General features: G+C 60.0%; 12 protein-coding genes and 1 pseudogene. 11 read left to right on the forward strand and 2 right to left on the reverse strand.

Features of this window, described 5'->3' with window-relative positions; all coding sequences use genetic code 11:
* Positions 1-160, reverse strand: a 160-nt coding sequence (locus tag GAO09_RS13800; protein WP_209018724.1) for a metallophosphoesterase family protein, incomplete at its 3' end; no start/stop codon positions are given.
* A 250-nt stretch (positions 161-410) separates the two neighbouring features.
* On the opposite strand from GAO09_RS13800, the gene GAO09_RS13805 reads away from it, so the two are divergent.
* From GAO09_RS13805 to GAO09_RS13830, 6 genes and pseudogenes are all read left to right on the forward strand, one after another.
* The gene (locus GAO09_RS13805) at positions 411-686 is read left to right on the forward strand and encodes a hypothetical protein (protein ID WP_153354601.1); all 276 of its coding nucleotides are present in this window, start codon (positions 411-413) and stop codon (positions 684-686) included.
* 83 nt (positions 687-769) lie between these two features.
* Positions 770-1,591, forward strand: a complete 822-nt coding sequence (locus tag GAO09_RS13810; protein WP_153354602.1) for a bifunctional allantoicase/(S)-ureidoglycine aminohydrolase — start codon at positions 770-772, stop codon at positions 1,589-1,591.
* Between the two features lie 82 nt (positions 1,592-1,673).
* Positions 1,674-1,865 (forward strand): hypothetical protein, encoded by a 192-nt coding sequence (locus tag GAO09_RS13815; protein WP_153354603.1) that lies wholly within the window; start codon positions 1,674-1,676, stop codon positions 1,863-1,865.
* Between the two features lie 272 nt (positions 1,866-2,137).
* Positions 2,138-2,491, forward strand: a pseudogene (locus GAO09_RS13820) (response regulator); the annotation flags it as partial.
* A 97-nt stretch (positions 2,492-2,588) separates the two neighbouring features.
* Complete coding sequence (locus GAO09_RS13825; RefSeq protein WP_153354605.1) at positions 2,589-3,188, forward strand: GNAT family N-acetyltransferase; 600 nt, start codon at positions 2,589-2,591, stop codon at positions 3,186-3,188.
* A gap of 259 nt (positions 3,189-3,447) precedes the next feature.
* Positions 3,448-4,263, forward strand: a complete 816-nt coding sequence (locus GAO09_RS13830; RefSeq protein ID WP_153354606.1) for a hypothetical protein — start codon at positions 3,448-3,450, stop codon at positions 4,261-4,263.
* 120 nt (positions 4,264-4,383) lie between these two features.
* Here GAO09_RS13830 and GAO09_RS13835 read toward each other — a convergent pair whose 3' ends face one another.
* On the reverse strand, positions 4,384-5,709 hold the full coding sequence (locus GAO09_RS13835; protein ID WP_153354607.1) for a dicarboxylate/amino acid:cation symporter: 1,326 nt from the start codon (positions 5,707-5,709) through the stop codon (positions 4,384-4,386).
* A gap of 282 nt (positions 5,710-5,991) precedes the next feature.
* Between GAO09_RS13835 and GAO09_RS13840 the strand changes: the two genes are divergently transcribed.
* From GAO09_RS13840 to GAO09_RS13860, 5 genes are all read left to right on the forward strand, one after another.
* A complete protein-coding gene (locus GAO09_RS13840; protein ID WP_235938141.1) occupies positions 5,992-7,821 on the forward strand; it encodes a sensor histidine kinase in 1,830 nt (609 codons plus the stop codon).
* Entirely contained in the window at positions 7,818-9,167 is a 1,350-nt protein-coding gene (locus GAO09_RS13845; protein WP_153354609.1) for a sigma-54-dependent transcriptional regulator, read from the forward strand. The genes GAO09_RS13840 and GAO09_RS13845 overlap by 4 nt, the downstream gene beginning before the upstream one ends.
* Before the next feature lie 213 nt (positions 9,168-9,380).
* Positions 9,381-12,812: a DNA translocase FtsK gene (locus GAO09_RS13850; protein WP_420796163.1), complete on the forward strand. Its 3,432-nt coding sequence runs from the start codon at positions 9,381-9,383 to the stop codon at positions 12,810-12,812.
* Positions 12,813-12,956: 144 nt separating this feature from the next.
* Positions 12,957-14,300, forward strand: a complete 1,344-nt coding sequence (locus GAO09_RS13855; protein ID WP_153354610.1) for a hypothetical protein — start codon at positions 12,957-12,959, stop codon at positions 14,298-14,300.
* A 100-nt stretch (positions 14,301-14,400) separates the two neighbouring features.
* Positions 14,401-15,411, forward strand: coding sequence for an iron ABC transporter substrate-binding protein (locus GAO09_RS13860; protein ID WP_153354611.1), 1,011 nt, complete (start codon positions 14,401-14,403; stop codon positions 15,409-15,411).
* Positions 15,412-15,615: the final 204 nt, after the last annotated feature.

The raw sequence follows: 15,615 nt of genomic DNA on the forward strand, positions 1-15,615 counted from the left end.
GATCGTTGGCATGGTCCGCGCCATCCACCGAGAGGTCGCCGGTATGGATGATGAGATCCGGCTCTTCGGCTTCAATCCACTGCAGCAGTGGCGCCCAGTTGCCGTTGAAATGCGGCTTCATGGGGCTCAAGTGCGTGTCGGTGATCTGGATGACTTTCATGGGGCAAACTCCAACATTCCGGCGGGCGGCCTTCATGGCGCCGCGCATCTGTTGAGCGGCGTCTTAACGAGCTTGCTTGTCAGTCAAATTACAGGGGTTTCCACTTTCCTTCCATTTTCGTCATGGAACCGTCATGCGCGCATCTTTCTGCGGGTTTTGCGGGAAAAGCGGAGTGCGCGGCAAGAAATCGGTGACTGAAATAAAGCTGTCGCATGAAGCGTGTATTGCCCGGCGCAAAGGAGCCAAGATCATGTTTCGAGACCTCACGCTGCACCAGGCCATTCAGGACCCGCTGATCGCGCAGATGCGCAAGGCGGATGGCATCGGCATGGAGGAATTTGCGACATTCATGATGAAGGCGGCCGACCATTATCGTGTCAGCCAGATCGAGGGCTTGCAGCGCCGCCGTGTCGATCAGTTCTACCGGATGATCGGTGCTGGCGATATTCATGTGCCGCCGCCGCGCAACGCAGTCCGCGACGTGCCAAAACATGTGGTCAAGGGCCCGATCTGGGACCTCTGCTGAGCCGCCACCCGCGCCCGATACCCCATTGCCGAACCCGGATCTGATGCTTACACCTTGAGCGTCAATAATAACGGGTGCAGCGCATGACATCTTCCAGCTATTTTTCCGCAGTGGGCGGCCTGCCGCCCCAGACGCAGACGCTGTCCAGTAAGGCGGTGTTCACGACGGCCTACGCGGTCATTCCGAAGACCGTCATGAGCGATATCGTCACGTCGGTTCTGCCGCACTGGGAAAAGACGCGGGTGTGGATTCTGGCGCGGCCGATGACCGGTTTTGCCGAGACGTTTTCGCAATATATCGTCGAGGTGGAGCCGGGTGGCGGCAGCATGCGGCCGGAGCCGGATGCGCGGGCGCAGGCCGCGATCTTTGTCGTATCCGGTGGCATGACGATCACGCTCGACGGAGAAAAGCGCGCGTTGAAGACGGGCTCGTTTGCCTATCTTCCGGCCGGTTCGGCGTGGACAATCTCAAACGATGGTGCGGAAGCCGTTCGGTTCCACTGGGTGCGAAAAGTCTTCAAGGTGGTGGAGGGGCTGGAACTGCCGCCGGCGATCTTCACCCATGAAGACGATTGCGAGATGTCGGCCATGCCGGACACCGAGGGCCGCTGGGCGACGACGCGTTTCATCGATCCATCGGACGTGCGCTACGACATGCACCTGAACATCGTCACCTTCGAGCCGGGTGCGACCATCCCCTTCATGGAAACCCATGTCATGGAGCACGGGCTTTATGTGCTGGAGGGCAAGGCAGTGTACCGGCTGAATTCCGACTGGGTGGAGGTCGAGGCCGGCGATTTCATGTGGCTGCGCGCCTATTGCCCGCAGGCCTGTTATGCCGGTGGGCCGGGGCGTTTCCGTTATCTGCTCTACAAGGATGTGAACCGCCACGCCGACCTCTGGTGAGGCAGGTCTTGGCGATTTTCCTCAAGGAACCGGAACCCCGATCTCCACGTTATTCCGTCACAGGCAAATGATGGAGGACACCATGCCGATGGCCCACGACAATTCCAACAAGGCTCCGTCCGATGCGGTGAAATCGCTGAAGGAGGAAAAAAAGGCTCAGAGGAACGACAAGCCGGAAAGCGAACTGGACGAAGGTCTGGAAGATACGTTTCCAGCGAGCGATCCCGTATCGGCCACGCGTCCGGGCAAGGCCGGGGATGAAAACAAGCGCTGAATGAAGCTGCATATCCGTTGATGGCATGACCAAATGATTTTTGGCGTGTGCCGGGGGAATTTCGCGTCCGATACCGGACGAAGAAAATTCTGCCGCCTCCGCAATCTTGTCGTAATAATACCCCACGCTATCTAGTTCGAGGATCGGTCTCTGGAGGCGGGACGGATTTGATTTTTGCTATCCCCGGCACGGGCTGTGGGGCAGACTAACCAAGAGAACAAAGAGATAGCCCGGGGGTAATGACGATGAGCGACCTGCAGACGCAACGCCGAATCCTGATGGTGGACGACGACGTGCTGATCGCCATGACGTCAGTCGACATGCTGGAAGAACTCGGTCACAAGGTGATCGAGGCGCATTCCGGTCATGAAGCGCTGGCACTGCTTGGCAAATCCCTCGATGGCGGCGATCGGATCGATCTCATGATCACCGACTTTTCGATGCCCGGCATGAACGGGGCCGAGCTTGCCCAGCAGGCTCGCCGTCTGGTGCCCGGCCTGCCGATCCTGCTCGCCAGCGGCTACACCGACCTGCCGGAAGGCATGGATGTCGATGTAGGACGGCTGGGCAAGCCCTATTCGCAGGAAGATCTGGCAAGCGAGATCGCCAAGGTGATGGTGGGGTGAAATTTCAGGCGGCAGTCTTGTCGCCTTGCGGCGCTTGTCTGCGATCAATGAATTCCGACCGGATTGCCGGGATGGTGTTCCGTGATCGGAGGATGTGATGATGCTGCGCTATGAGACGGACAGGCTGATCGTGCGTCGGCCGAATGTGGCCGACCTCGGCGATTATCTCGCCTTCAGGAATCATCCCCAAAATCTGAGCATGCAGCCCGCTGACCCGGCAACGCCCGACAGGGCGTCGGCGCTACTGGCCCGGCAGGCCGAGATGCCGGTCGGCGTCGAAAATATCTGGGTGATGCTCGCCGTGGAACTTAAGGGCGAGCATCGCATGATCGGCGAGGTGGGCGTGTTTCTTTTCGACAAAACCGCTAGTCTCGGAAATCTCGGCTGGATCATCCATGCCGATTTTCAGCAGCGCGGCTATGCGCATGAAGCGGTTCAGACGCTTTTCCATTACGTGTTCGACGTGGAGGGACTGCGTCGGGTGACAGGAAATTGCCCGACCTATAACGACGCTTCCTTTCGGCTGATGGAAAAACTGGGCATGCGCCGTGAAGCCCATATGCGCCAGAGCCGGCAATGGAAGGGCGACTGGTTCGATGAATATGCCTATGCGCTTTTGCGCGACGAGTGGCAAAGCCCGGAAAAACCTCTGGTCGTGAATGCCTTTGACGGTGGTCAGGCGCAAAACAATGACTGAAGCGGGCCAGACGAATCTGACAGATCGCGACGTGCTTTAGGTGCTAACTATGCTGATCGGGATTTCGACATGGGCTGACTGACGTTACGTCAGGCGTATTGTCTAAAATCCATGCAGCGCCACATCATCCGCAAAATTCAATCAGATATCGGCGGCGATGAAAGTTTTGCCGCGCGGAAGGTGCTATTTGCGAAATTTATCGTTTCGGCCTGCGCTTGCCGGTATGCTGGCATTGTTCGCGTGTGTTTCGGAAACGGCCTTGGCCGAACCGACGGAGCCAGCGGCATTGGCGGCGGCACAGGCATTTCTGGCCGACCCGAAAGCGGAATTTAAGCTTGAAAAATTCATGTTTCGACATCGGACAGATTTGTCGAAGATTGCTGCTGGTGTGCAGGCACAGGCATTTGGCGGGGCGAAGATCGTTTTTTCCGATGGCGCGGTGGCCATTGCTGCCACCGAGGTTGCCATGCCGAAGCTGACCCAGACATTTTACATCCGGCTTCGCTTTGAAAATATGCGGTGGACGGTGTCGGACTGGCTGAATTTTCGCGATCTTGAGACCAATGCCATGGTTATGGCCGCTGCCGAAAAAGCCACGCAAGCGGAATGGGACCGGCAGCGCGTCGTAATGGGGATGGCAGCGCTCGACATGGATCTTGAAAACATGAGGCAAAACATGCGCTTTATGTATGGTAGCGACGAGGAGATGATGGTTGCTCTGGCGCCTGTTCTCGCCGATCTGACAGCCTTGTGTCGAACCGTTGCCAGAACCGAAGCGGTGAGGCCGCTTGTGACAAGTGTCGCGAATGCAGATATGGCAAGCATCGCGCCGGAGGTGGCGGCGATTGTCGAGGTGGCGCGTGAGCAGGGTGTTATCGTGTTCGCGCGGGAAGGCGACAGTGGTCTTCTCGGCATGGCGGGGATGCTGCCCGACGGTACGAGGCGGCAGTTGCTCAGCCGCTATCTGCTCTGCACGCCGGATGAAAAATCGCTCTCGCTTCAGGGGCGGCTAATTGGCCCCGATTTCTATGCCATCCGCGATCTGGGAGATGGCGTCTATTTCGTCAGGCGCTGACCCTTTGCAGGACACCGGCCGACGGATGTTCGCGGACCAAGGCAGCAACTGTTGTCAAACACCAAAAAGCCCGAAGCATTACTGCTCCGGGCTTTTCTTGCGGGTCTTGGGAGGACCTGATTATTCGGCGGGCTGCAATGCTGCCGGTGCCGGTTCGCCGGTCAGCTGGCCGGACATCGCCTTGTCGAGCATCGACTTGTCCAGTTCGCCTTCCCAGCGGGCAACCACGATAGTGGCGACCGCGTTGCCGACGAGGTTGGTCAGCGCGCGGCATTCCGACATGAAGCGGTCGATGCCGAGGATCAGCGCCATGCCGGCGACCGGGACGGCCGGTACGACAGAGAGCGTGGCGGCAAGCGTGATGAAGCCGGCGCCGGTGATGCCGGCGGCACCCTTGGACGACAGCATGGCCACCAGCAGAAGCAGGATCTGGTCCGTCAGCGACAGGTCGATGCCGGTTGCCTGGGCGATGAAGAGAGCAGCCAGCGTCATGTAGATGTTGGTGCCGTCGAGGTTGAAGGAATAACCCGTCGGGATGACGAGGCCGACAACCGAGCGCTTGCAGCCGGCGCGTTCCATCTTCTGCATCAGGTTCGGCAGGGCCGCTTCCGACGAGGACGTGCCGAGAACGAGCAGCAGTTCCTCCTTGATGTAGCGGATCAAAGCAAAGATGGAGAAGCCATTGTATTTGGCAACCGCACCGAGCACGACGACTACGAACAGAACTGCGGTAATGTAGAACGTCAGGATGAGGAAGGCGAGGTTGGCGACCGAGCCGATGCCATACTTGCCGATGGTGAATGCCATGGCGCCAAAGGCGCCGATCGGGGCGGCTTTCATCAGGATGGCGACGAGGCGGAAGATCGGGGTGGTGAGCGCGGTCAGGAAGTCGAGAACCGGCTTGCCCTTTTCGCCGACCATGCCAAGCGAAATGCCGAACAGGACCGAGAAGAACAGGACCTGCAGGATATCACCCTGTGCGAATGCGCCGACGATGGTTTCCGGGATGATGTTCATCAGGAAGCCGGTGATCGTCGTTTCATGCGCCTTGGTGGCGTAGGATGCGACTGCCTTGCCGTCGAGCGAGGCCGGGTCGATGTTCATGCCGGCGCCGGGCTGCAGCACGTTGCCGACGATCAGGCCAACGATGAGCGCCAGTGTCGAGAAGCAGAGGAAGTAGAGCATCGCCTTGCCGGCGACGCGACCGACCTTCTTCAGGTCCGACATGCCGGCAATGCCGGTGGCGACGGTGAGGAAGATGACGGGGGCGATGATCATTTTCACCAGACGGATGAAGGCGTCACCCAGCGGCTTCAGGCTGGCGCCGAAATCCGGATAGAAATGGCCGAGCAGCATGCCGGCGACAATCGCCACGATGACCTGGAAATACAGGTGGCGATAGAATGGCAGGGCCTCCGCCTTGGGGGCGGGTGCGTGGATATCCATGATGTCCTCCAGTTGCCCCGCTCAAGGTTTCCTACCCGGGGCAGCAGTTGATAGAATGCAAGGAGAGCAGCAAGGGGCGTGCCAGTTTGCGTTTCAATCGATTAAGCCATTGAAATGACAAGTGCCAATTTGATCTGGATTAAGTTTTCGTTTGCAATTTGTGCGGATATCCGCACTTTCTGTTGATGGCTGTGTGAAATCATGCTCATTGGCGATATGTCAAAATCCATGCGCCAGCAGACCGAACACATGTTGCTCCGGCAGTTTCGTCGGGCATGGGCCATGTTTGCCGTAGCGGCATTGTGCCTAGCCTTGGTTCTTGGCTTTCTGGTGGAACATTTCGGCCGGGTTTCGGCTCTGGAGAGGCTAGAGGCTCAGGGAAGAACGGAGGCGGACCTCAAGGTCGCGTTGTTGCGTGCCTCGCTCGAGCGGCCGCGGGCGCTGCCGCTGCTTCTGGCCGGTGACCGCGATGTGCGCGATGCGCTGACCGATCCTGCCGGACCGCGAGCGACCGAGCGGCGCGAGGCTCTGGATGCCAAGCTGGAAGATCTAGTCGTTCAGACCAATGCCTCGGTCATCTATGTGATCGGGCTCGATGGTATCGCGATCGCCTCCAGCAATTGGCGCGAACCGACCAGTTTCGTCGGCAATGATTATGCCTTTCGCGCCTATTTTTCGGGGGCGATGAAGGGCGGATCGGCCGAGCATTTTGCGCTCGGCAGCGTCAGCAAGCGGGCGGGGCTTTATATCTCGCAGCGCGTTGGCCCGGCGGAAGCGCCGCTCGGCGTCGTGGTCGCCAAGATGGAATTCGACCAGCTGGAGGCGGATTGGCGCAATTCCGGCCGACCGTCCTATGTGGTTGACAACAATCATGTCGTGCTGGTTTCGAGTGTTCCCTCGTGGCGGTTCATGACGACACAGTCGCTGCAGCCGGAAGATCTGGGCGCGATCCGTGAAAGCCTGCAATTCGGCGATGCACCGCTTCTGCCACTGCCGTTTTCGCGCGAGCGGATGGTGAATGACGGCGCGGCGATCCTGTGGGCGGTGATGCCGGGCGAGGCGGGCCCGCAGGACTTTTTACGCATCACGGCGCCGATCGCTTCTACGCCGTGGCGGTTCGAATATCTGATGCCGATCCGTCTGCCGCTTGCCGACGCCATGCGCGAGGCGCGACTGACCGCACTTATTGGCTGGGCTGGTCTCGTGGCGCTGGCGGGCCTGATGTTGCGACGCCGGCAGGTGACGGTGATGACGATTGCCGGGGAACAGCGTGCCCGCGAGGAGCTGGAGGAACGGGTGGCGGCGCGCACGATCGACCTCAGTCTGGCGCGTGACCGGCTGGAGGCGGAAATCGCCGACCATGAGATGACCGATCGCAAACTGCATGCCGTGCAGCAGGATCTGGTGCAGGCCAACCGGCTGGCGATCCTGGGACAGGTGGCGGCCGGCGTAGCGCATGAGATCAACCAGCCGGTGGCGACCATTCGCGCCTATGCCGACAATTCCAAGATTTTTCTCGCACGCGGCAAAACGGAAAATGCGCTGGAAAATCTTGACCTGATCGCTTCGCTGACAGAGCGGATCGGTGTGATTACCGAAGACCTGAAAGCGTTGGCGCGAAAAGGCCGTTCGGAAGCGGTGCCGGTTATCTTGAAGGATGTGCTCGATGGCGCGCTGATGCTGGTGCGCAGCCGTTTTGCCGGACGTCTGGATACGCTGACGATCTTTCCGCCGCCGCAAGGTCTGCAGGTGATGGGCAGCCGGTTGCGGTTGGAGCAGGTATTTATCAATCTCATCCTCAATGCGCTGGAAGCCGTCGAGGGGCAGACGGATGCGCATATCACCGTCACCACCGAAGTGGCGGGTGAGCGCGTGGCGATCCGTGTGTCGGATAACGGCCCCGGTGTGCCGGAGAAAATTCTGGCGTCAATGTTCGAGCCGTTCAATTCCTCCAAGGAGCGCGGTTTGGGGCTGGGACTCGTCATCTCCAAGGATATCGTTTCGGATTATGGCGGGCGCATCGAGGTGGAAAGCGAGCCGGGTCATACCTGCTTCACCGTGCTTCTGGCGCGGGTGATGGCGGACGAAGGCACTGAAGAGGCAAAAGTATGAACGACGCGACAAAAGTTTTTCTGATCGATGACGATGCCGATCTGTTGCGTGCTACCGGGCAGACGTTGGAACTGGCCGGTTTCGAGGCCGCGCTGTTTACCTCCGCAACCGATGCGCTGTCGCGTCTGAACGCGGGCTTTGACGGGGTGATCGTCTCCGATATTCGCATGCCGGGGCTGGATGGTCTGGAGCTGTTCTCGCGCGTCAGGGATCTGGATGCGGAATTGCCGGTGATCCTGATGACCGGGCATGGCGATATTCCGATGGCGGTGAAGGCCATTCAGGATGGTGTCTACGACTTCATCGCCAAGCCTTTCGCCACCGACAGGTTGCTGCAATGCATTCGACGGGCTGCCGAAAAACGGCGGCTGACGATGGAAAACCGGCGGCTGCGGCTGGCTGCGGCCGAAGGCGGGGCGGGGCCGCAACTGCTGGGCCAGACGCCTGTGATGGTGCGGCTGCGGCAGACCTTGAAACAGATTGCCGACACTGATGTCGATGTGCTGGTGACCGGTGAGACCGGCAGCGGCAAGGAAGTGGTGGCGAGCCTGCTGCATCAATGGGGTCGTCGTGCCCGAGGGCATTTTGTGGCGCTGAACTGTGGCGCGCTGCCTGAGCAGATCATTGAAAGCGAGCTGTTTGGGCACGAGCCAGGGGCCTTTACCGGCGCGCAGAAAAAACGTGTCGGCCGTATCGAACATGCCGATGGCGGTACGCTGTTTCTCGACGAGATCGAAAGCATGCCGATGGCGACGCAGGTGCGCATGTTGCGTGTGCTGGAAATGCGCGAGGTGGCGCCACTGGGTACCAATGATATCCGGCCGGTCGATCTGCGTGTCGTGGCAGCGGCCAAGGTGGATCTTGGCGACCCTGGACAGCGGGCGAGTTTTCGTGAGGACCTTTATTATCGCCTGAATGTGGTTTCGCTGTCGATCCCGCCGCTGCGCGAGCGGCGCGAGGATATCCCGCTGCTCTTCCAATATTTTGCCGAAAAGGCGGCGCGACGGTTTTCCCGCGATGTGCCCGTCATGTCGGATGCGGTGACGCGTTATCTTGCCGACCACCACTGGCCGGGCAATGTTCGCGAGCTTTCACATTTTGCCGAGCGCATCACGTTGGGCCTTGAGCCGGTGCCGGTGTCTGCTGGCGTGCTGACGGAGAGGGGAGGGGTTCTTTCTCTGCCTGAACGCGTCGATGCGCATGAGGCGGAGATCATTCGCGACACGCTGACCTCCTTCAACGGCGATGTGCAACAGACCATCGCGGCTTTGAAAATTCCGCGAAAGACCTTTTACGACAAGCTGCAGCGTCATGGTATCGTGCGTTCCGATTTTGCCGGGCGGTGAGGGCGGGCGTTTACCTGATCGGCTCTCGGATGATGATTTTTACGAATTATTTTAAATCTTTTAAATCAATGACATGAGCAATCGAAAGGGTAGATTTCTCAGTGTTTTGAAGGGTGCCAGGATAGCACGGGGAGGGGTGGTCGAAAGGACCTGTTAACCTTTATTTTCTATCTCTTATCCGTTCGTGCCACTCCTGTCCTTCGTTCGGTGCCCATGCAGTTTTCTCGTAAAAATCCATCACAGAATAACGAAAAAGACATCGCCGAGGACGGCGGATCGCAGGCTGTAGAAACCGCGCAGGCGGCTTCTCTGGCGGAGCGTGAAGCGGCCTATGCGGCTGCGCAGGCGCGCAAGGATCTTCTGGCGCGGATGCAGGCACCGGTGCAGCTTTCGGCGCAGGCTCGCAAGGCGGCTGCCGCAGCGGCGGCGGCTGGTGCCGATCTGCCGCCGCAGGTGAAGGAAGATGGTGTCTGGCAGCAGGCGTTCACGCTTGCGCCGAATGTGCGGTTTACACGCACTCCGGAAAGCACGCTGTCCTCTCGTCATGCTGATGCGCACGAGCCGGAAGCGGCCGTGATGCCGGATGCCTATGCCCAGCTTTCGATCGAAGGGGCCGGCGAGCACGCTGCCCGCAAGGTGGCATCTGCGCCGTCTGTCAATGACGAAGTCGAGCGGGTGGCTGCCGAGGCCGCTGCGGCGCGGGCAGCCGCTGCTGAAGCTTTCCGCAATTCCCTTCCCAAGACGGGCTCACCCCTGATCGTGCCGCGCCGCATGCCGGTCGCACCGGCGGTGGCAATGGCCCCGGTGCCGATGACGCCGGTCAGTGGTCCCGTTTCGCAGATCCCTGCTGAACAGCAGGTCCCGGCTCAGGTTCAGGCGCAGGCCGATGTGCAGCAGATGGTCGCCACCACTGCGACCGTCGCCGTGCCATCGATCCTGATGCCGGATGGTTTCGATGGATATGTCGCGGTTGCGCCTCAGGCGCCCGCTTCGCATCCGAAATTCTCGGCGAGCGGTTCGGTCGATACGATCGCCGGTTTGCAACAGCTGGCTGCCGCGATGCGGCGCGGACTGGTGCAGAATATTCCGGCTCCGGCTGGTTCGCTTGTCGCCAACGATGTGGCGCCGGTTGCGGCTGCTGCTGTTGCCGCATCCGTGCAGGCTGACGCCGCAATGGAACAGGTTGCTGCACCGGTTGCCGTTTCCGATTTCGCCTTCTGGGAAGTGATGCCCTTTGACATTGCGGAAATTCCGCCGATGTCCGCTGCACTTGATGGCCACCAGATCGCCACGCCGGTGGAAAAGCCGGCTGCGGCAGCGCCTTTGCCGGTGATTGTGCAGACGCCACGCGCGCCAAAGCCAGCGATGGCGCCGGAAATGCTGACGCTGCTGCACTCCAGGCGCCGTTATGCGCCGGCTGGTTCCGTCGTAGCGCTTTATCGCGAAGTGGCAACCGCGAAACATGCCGAAGCCGCCGTTGAACTGCCGTCCCTGCCGCCGCTTCTGCAGGCGGCGATCGAAGGTCCCGTGAGCCATGCCGTCCAGCCGACCGTTCAGGCTGCACCTTCGCCCGTAACGTCTTTGCCGGAGCCTGCCAACCAGCAGGCCGTGGCCACCATGCCGATGGTCGCCAATGCGCATCCGATGATGCGTGCGGGTGCCATGCAGGCGGCTGCCATGCTGCAGCCGATGGTTTCCGCAGTGGCCGTGCCCGTGGGGACGGGTCTGACACAGACGACGGCCTTCGTACAGCAGATGCCGGTTGCCGCAGAGCGGGTAGCAGCGCCTGCCGCGATGCCGTTCGTTGCAGCTCATGCATTCGGTGGGGCGTCGTTTGGCGGCCCGTCCTTCGGTAGCCCGGTTTTTGGTGGCTCTTCGTTCGGAGCACCCGCTTATGCGACGCCGACCGTTCCGGCTGTCGAGGCTGCGTCTGTTGAAGCCGTGGCCGAGGTCGCAGTCGTCGAGGCGCCCGTCGAAGCCGCCGCCGCCCCGGTCTCCGTTCCTGTGCCGGTCCCGACGCCGACGCCGAGCAATGTCACCATCACCGTTCCGGCTGCAACACCGGCGCGTGCCCAGACGGTGCGCCCAAGCCTTGCCGAATACGAGTTTCCGCCGATCGGCCTGTTGCAGGAACCGCGCGGCGAGCGTGGGCAGGCCATGCAGCCCGACGCGCTTCAGCAGAGTGCGGGTCTTCTCGAAAGCATTCTCGAAGATTTTGGTGTCAAGGGCGAGATCATCGACGTGCGTCCGGGTCCGGTCGTCACGCTCTATGAATTCGAGCCTGCTCCGGGTGTGAAATCCTCCCGCGTCATTGGCCTTGCCGACGATATCGCCCGTTCGATGTCGGCGCTTTCCGCCCGCGTCGCCGTGGTGCCCGGCCGCAATGTCATCGGTATCGAACTGCCGAATGCCGTGCGCGAAACCGTGTTCTTCCGCGAACTGATCGAATGCGAAGACTATTGGGAAACCAAGCATCGCCTGGCGCTTTGCCTCGGCAAGACGATCGGTGGCGAGCCGGTCATCGCCGAACTGGCCAAGATGCCGCATCTTCTCGTTGCCGGCACCACTGGTTCGGGCAAGTCGGTCGCCATCAACACGATGATCCTGTCGCTCCTCTACCGGCTGCGTCCGGAAGAATGCCGGCTGATCATGATCGATCCAAAGATGCTGGAACTGTCGGTTTATGACGGCATTCCGCATCTGCTGACGCCGGTCGTCACCGATCCGAAAAAGGCCGTGCTGGCGCTGAAATGGGCCGTGCGCGAGATGGAAGACCGTTATCGCAAGATGTCGCGTCTGGCCGTCCGCAATATCGACGGTTACAACCAGCGTGCCGCCGCTGCCCGTGAGGCCGGCGAGGTGATTACCGTCAATGTGCAGGTCGGCTTCGACCGCCACAATGGCGAGATCGTCTACGAGGAACAGGAGATGGACCTCGCGCCGATGCCATACATCGTCGTCATCATCGACGAGATGGCCGACCTGATGATGGTGGCTGGCAAGGAAATCGAAGGCGCCGTTCAGCGCCTGGCGCAGATGGCGCGTGCCGCCGGTATCCATGTGATCATGGCGACGCAGCGTCCCTCCGTCGATGTCATCACCGGCACGATCAAGGCCAACTTCCCGACGCGCATCTCCTTCCAGGTGACGTCGAAGATCGACAGCCGCACCATTCTGGGTGAACAGGGTGCCGAAAACCTGCTCGGCCAGGGCGATATGCTGCACATGGCCGGTGGCGGACGCATTTCTCGCGTGCATGGCCCGTTCGTCTCGGATGCGGAGGTGGAACATGTGGTCAAGCATCTGAAGATGCAGGGCCGTCCGGAATATCTCGGCACCGTGACCGAAGACGAGGAAGACGGTGGCGCCGAGGAGACTACCGACGAATCGGTGTTCGACAAGAGCGCCATGGGTTCGGAAGACAGCGGCGATGATCTTTACGACAAGGCCGTCAAGGTCGTGCTGAAGGACAAAAAGTGCTCGACCTCCTACATCCAGCGACGCCTGTCGGTTGGCTATAACCGCGCCGCCTCGCTGGTGGAACGGATGGAGCAGGAAGGTCTCGTCGGCCCGGCCAACCATGTCGGCAAACGCGAGATCATCGGCGATGGCCGCGGCCCGCAGGGTTCCGGCATGGACGACTGAGGTTTTTGCCTCGGATGTGAATGATGAGAGAGGGTCCGCTTGCGGGCCCTTTCCTGTTTGCCGTTTGCGGTTTTTACGACCGTTGTCTTATCCTGATACCGGCCTATCTGCCTGTCCATCGGGATGTCACCTATGGTGGAAAAGATGACGGAAGAGACCGGGTTGTGGACATGGCGCAAGCGTTCCGAAGGACGCGGCCTTTTGGAAGTCACCGAGGCGCATCTGGAGCGTATCCGCGGGTTGACCGTGATCTGGGATGCGGGAGAAGCCGGGGCTGCGGTTCTGGCGGATGACGAGTTTTCCGATCTCGACAATCTCGATCAGGAGGACGAGGAGCTTGCGACGGTACTCGGCATATTCATGGTATCCGCACGCGTGCCGGCTTTCGAGGGGCTGGTCCGCAACCCTTATGCGAGGGCTGGCGAGGATGACCGGTTTGGACTGGATGATGTTCCGGCTTCGGACATCGCCAAGCTGCTTTTGTCCGGGCAGGATATCGCGCTGAAGGCCGAGCCCGACGAGGTGGCCTTGTGGGATAATGCCGACCGGCGTTTCTATGGTATCAACCCTAAGCGGCCATTTGGATCGGAAAATGTTTCGCGCGACGTGCGGGCGCTGGTCGATCCGGAAAAGACCTTAAGCAATGCCGCCTTCGCAAAAAGGCGCAAATGGCTGGAAAGCCGGTTGTTGCTGCTGCTGCAGTTCTTCGTGCAGAACGCGGTTCTGCCGCTCGGCAAGTGGGTGCGTGACGACGAACGGAACTGGCGTCTGCTTGATCCGAACGAAACGCCGCCTGCCGGGGAGGAAATCTCCCGCAAGGAGTGGGCGAGCCGGATGTTTCTGCAGAATTATTACGAAAATCGGGACTATACCGATACCCTGCATGCGCTGTTCCACCTTGCCCGCACTGACCGTCTGTCCGGCAGCCACGCTGACATCGTAAAGCGGTTCAAACTGGATAACCATTTTGATGCGGTCAGCGACTTTGCCTATCAGGGCGCGATCGAGGAACGGTTTCTCGCTGCCTTGAAATTTTTTCCCGAGAGGCTGAAAGATCCGGGCGTTCCGTGGTTCACGCTTTCCTATGCGCGCGTCCTGAATGCCTCGGCGCGCTTCGAAGAGGCGCATGCGGTGCTGGAGGCGGCCGGGGTTTTCGACATCACCCGCGAGGAACTGAATTCCAGCACGATCAACACGGTGCTCATCGCCTGGGTTGAAGGTCTGATTGCACGATATGGTTCTGGTCGTCTGCCCGGTCGCGAACTCTTTGCGATTCTTAATGGAGGCCATTCAAAATGGTATGTCCAGCCAACGTTGATCAGCATATTCCAGCAGTGGCGTTCGTATCCAAAGGAGTATCGTGACGATGCCGAGGAGCCCGGTCTGGACCATGCCCGCGCAATGGCAGCGCAGCTTGAGCTGATCCAGACCATCGACAACCGGGATGTTAAATTGACGGCGCATGGCCGGGTACGTGGACCAGACTGATCTCGTTTCGGACTGTCAAAACTTGACGGCCATCCTCGCCTTTCACTAAAACAGTCCGACCGCGATCCCTGCGTCACGCGATGTCCCGGAGGATGTTTTCTTGAAAAATTCCGTTGTTCTTGCTGTCGGTGCCAGTGCGCTGGCTTTTTCCGCTTTTGCCCTGCCGGCTCATGCGCAGGTTGCCGACAGCATCACCATCTACAATGCTCAGCACGAGGGTTTGACGAAGGAGTGGGCGGAGGCGTTCAAGGAAGATACCGGGATCGTCGTCACCATCCGCAACGGTTCCGACATGGAATTTGCCAACCAGATCGTGCAGGAGGGTGAAAACTCTCCGGCGGACGTTTTCCTGACCGAAAACTCGCCGGCCATGGCGCTGGTGGATGGCAAGGGCCTGTTCGAGCCGGTTGCCGCCGATACGCTGGCGCAGGTGCCCGAACAGTTCCGGCCCGCCAACGGCCACTGGATCGGGGTGGCGGCGCGTTCCACCGTGTTTGCCTATGACAAGACGAAGCTTACAGCTGACAAGCTGCCGACATCCATGCTCGATCTTGCGAAGCCGGAATGGAAAGGCCGCTGGGCGGCTTCGCCTTCAGGGGCGGATTTTCAGGCAATCGTCGGTGCGCTTCTGCAGTTGAAAGGCGCGGATGTCACGGAAAGCTGGCTGCAAGGCATGCAGGCCAATTACACCGCTTACAAGGGCAATTCGATCGCCATGAAGGCCGTCAATGCCGGTGAGGTGGAGGGGGCGTTGATCTACCATTATTATTATTTCGGCGATCAGGCGAAGACCGGCGAGAACAGCAACAATCTCGGTCTGCATTATTTCAAGGGGCAGGATCCGGGCGCCTTCGTTTCGATTTCCGGCGGTGGCATTCTGAAATCGTCGAAACACAAGGAGCAGGCGCAGGCCTTTCTGGAGTGGCTGACCGGCGAGAGTGGCCAGCGCGTGCTGCGCGATGGCACGTCCTTCGAATATGCGGTGGGCAAGGGCGCGGCATCCAACAAGGCACTGGTGCCGCTTGCTGATCTCGATGCGCCGAAAGTGGAGCCGTCGATGCTCAACAACGCGCAGGTGACGGACCTGATGACCGAGGCCGGGATTTTTTAAAGAGCCGGAAGCGAATGTGTTTCATTTTACCGTCATTCTTATGGTGGGCCTAGGTCCGATCACTGTGTCTCACCGCAGTGAAAAGTCTCTTGCGCACAAAGGCTTGCGCGCACTGCATCGCTGTGACAAGCACAGGGATGACGGAGGATGGGCTTTAGATCTTGCTTCTCCCCGCGAATTTCAGGCTGGCCATGACGTCATCCG

Origin of the sequence: Endobacterium cereale (assembly GCF_009617585.1) — a bacterium.
GTDB lineage: Bacteria > Pseudomonadota > Alphaproteobacteria > Rhizobiales > Rhizobiaceae > Neorhizobium > Neorhizobium cereale.

Excerpts from the sequence above, each read along its gene's own strand:
- GAO09_RS13850 (WP_420796163.1), top strand. The coding sequence starts at position 9,381 with ATGCAGTTTTCTCGTAAAAATCCATCACAGAATAACGAAAAAGACATC.
- GAO09_RS13805 (WP_153354601.1), top strand. The coding sequence starts at position 411 with ATGTTTCGAGACCTCACGCTGCACCAGGCCATTCAGGACCCGCTGATC.
- GAO09_RS13855 (WP_153354610.1), top strand. The coding sequence starts at position 12,957 with ATGACGGAAGAGACCGGGTTGTGGACATGGCGCAAGCGTTCCGAAGGA.
- GAO09_RS13825 (WP_153354605.1), top strand. The coding sequence starts at position 2,589 with ATGATGCTGCGCTATGAGACGGACAGGCTGATCGTGCGTCGGCCGAAT.
- GAO09_RS13835 (WP_153354607.1), bottom strand. The coding sequence starts at position 5,709 with ATGGATATCCACGCACCCGCCCCCAAGGCGGAGGCCCTGCCATTCTAT.
- GAO09_RS13845 (WP_153354609.1), top strand. The coding sequence starts at position 7,818 with ATGAACGACGCGACAAAAGTTTTTCTGATCGATGACGATGCCGATCTG.
- GAO09_RS13815 (WP_153354603.1), top strand. The coding sequence starts at position 1,674 with ATGCCGATGGCCCACGACAATTCCAACAAGGCTCCGTCCGATGCGGTG.
- GAO09_RS13810 (WP_153354602.1), top strand. The coding sequence starts at position 770 with ATGACATCTTCCAGCTATTTTTCCGCAGTGGGCGGCCTGCCGCCCCAG.
- GAO09_RS13840 (WP_235938141.1), top strand. The coding sequence starts at position 5,992 with ATGTTTGCCGTAGCGGCATTGTGCCTAGCCTTGGTTCTTGGCTTTCTG.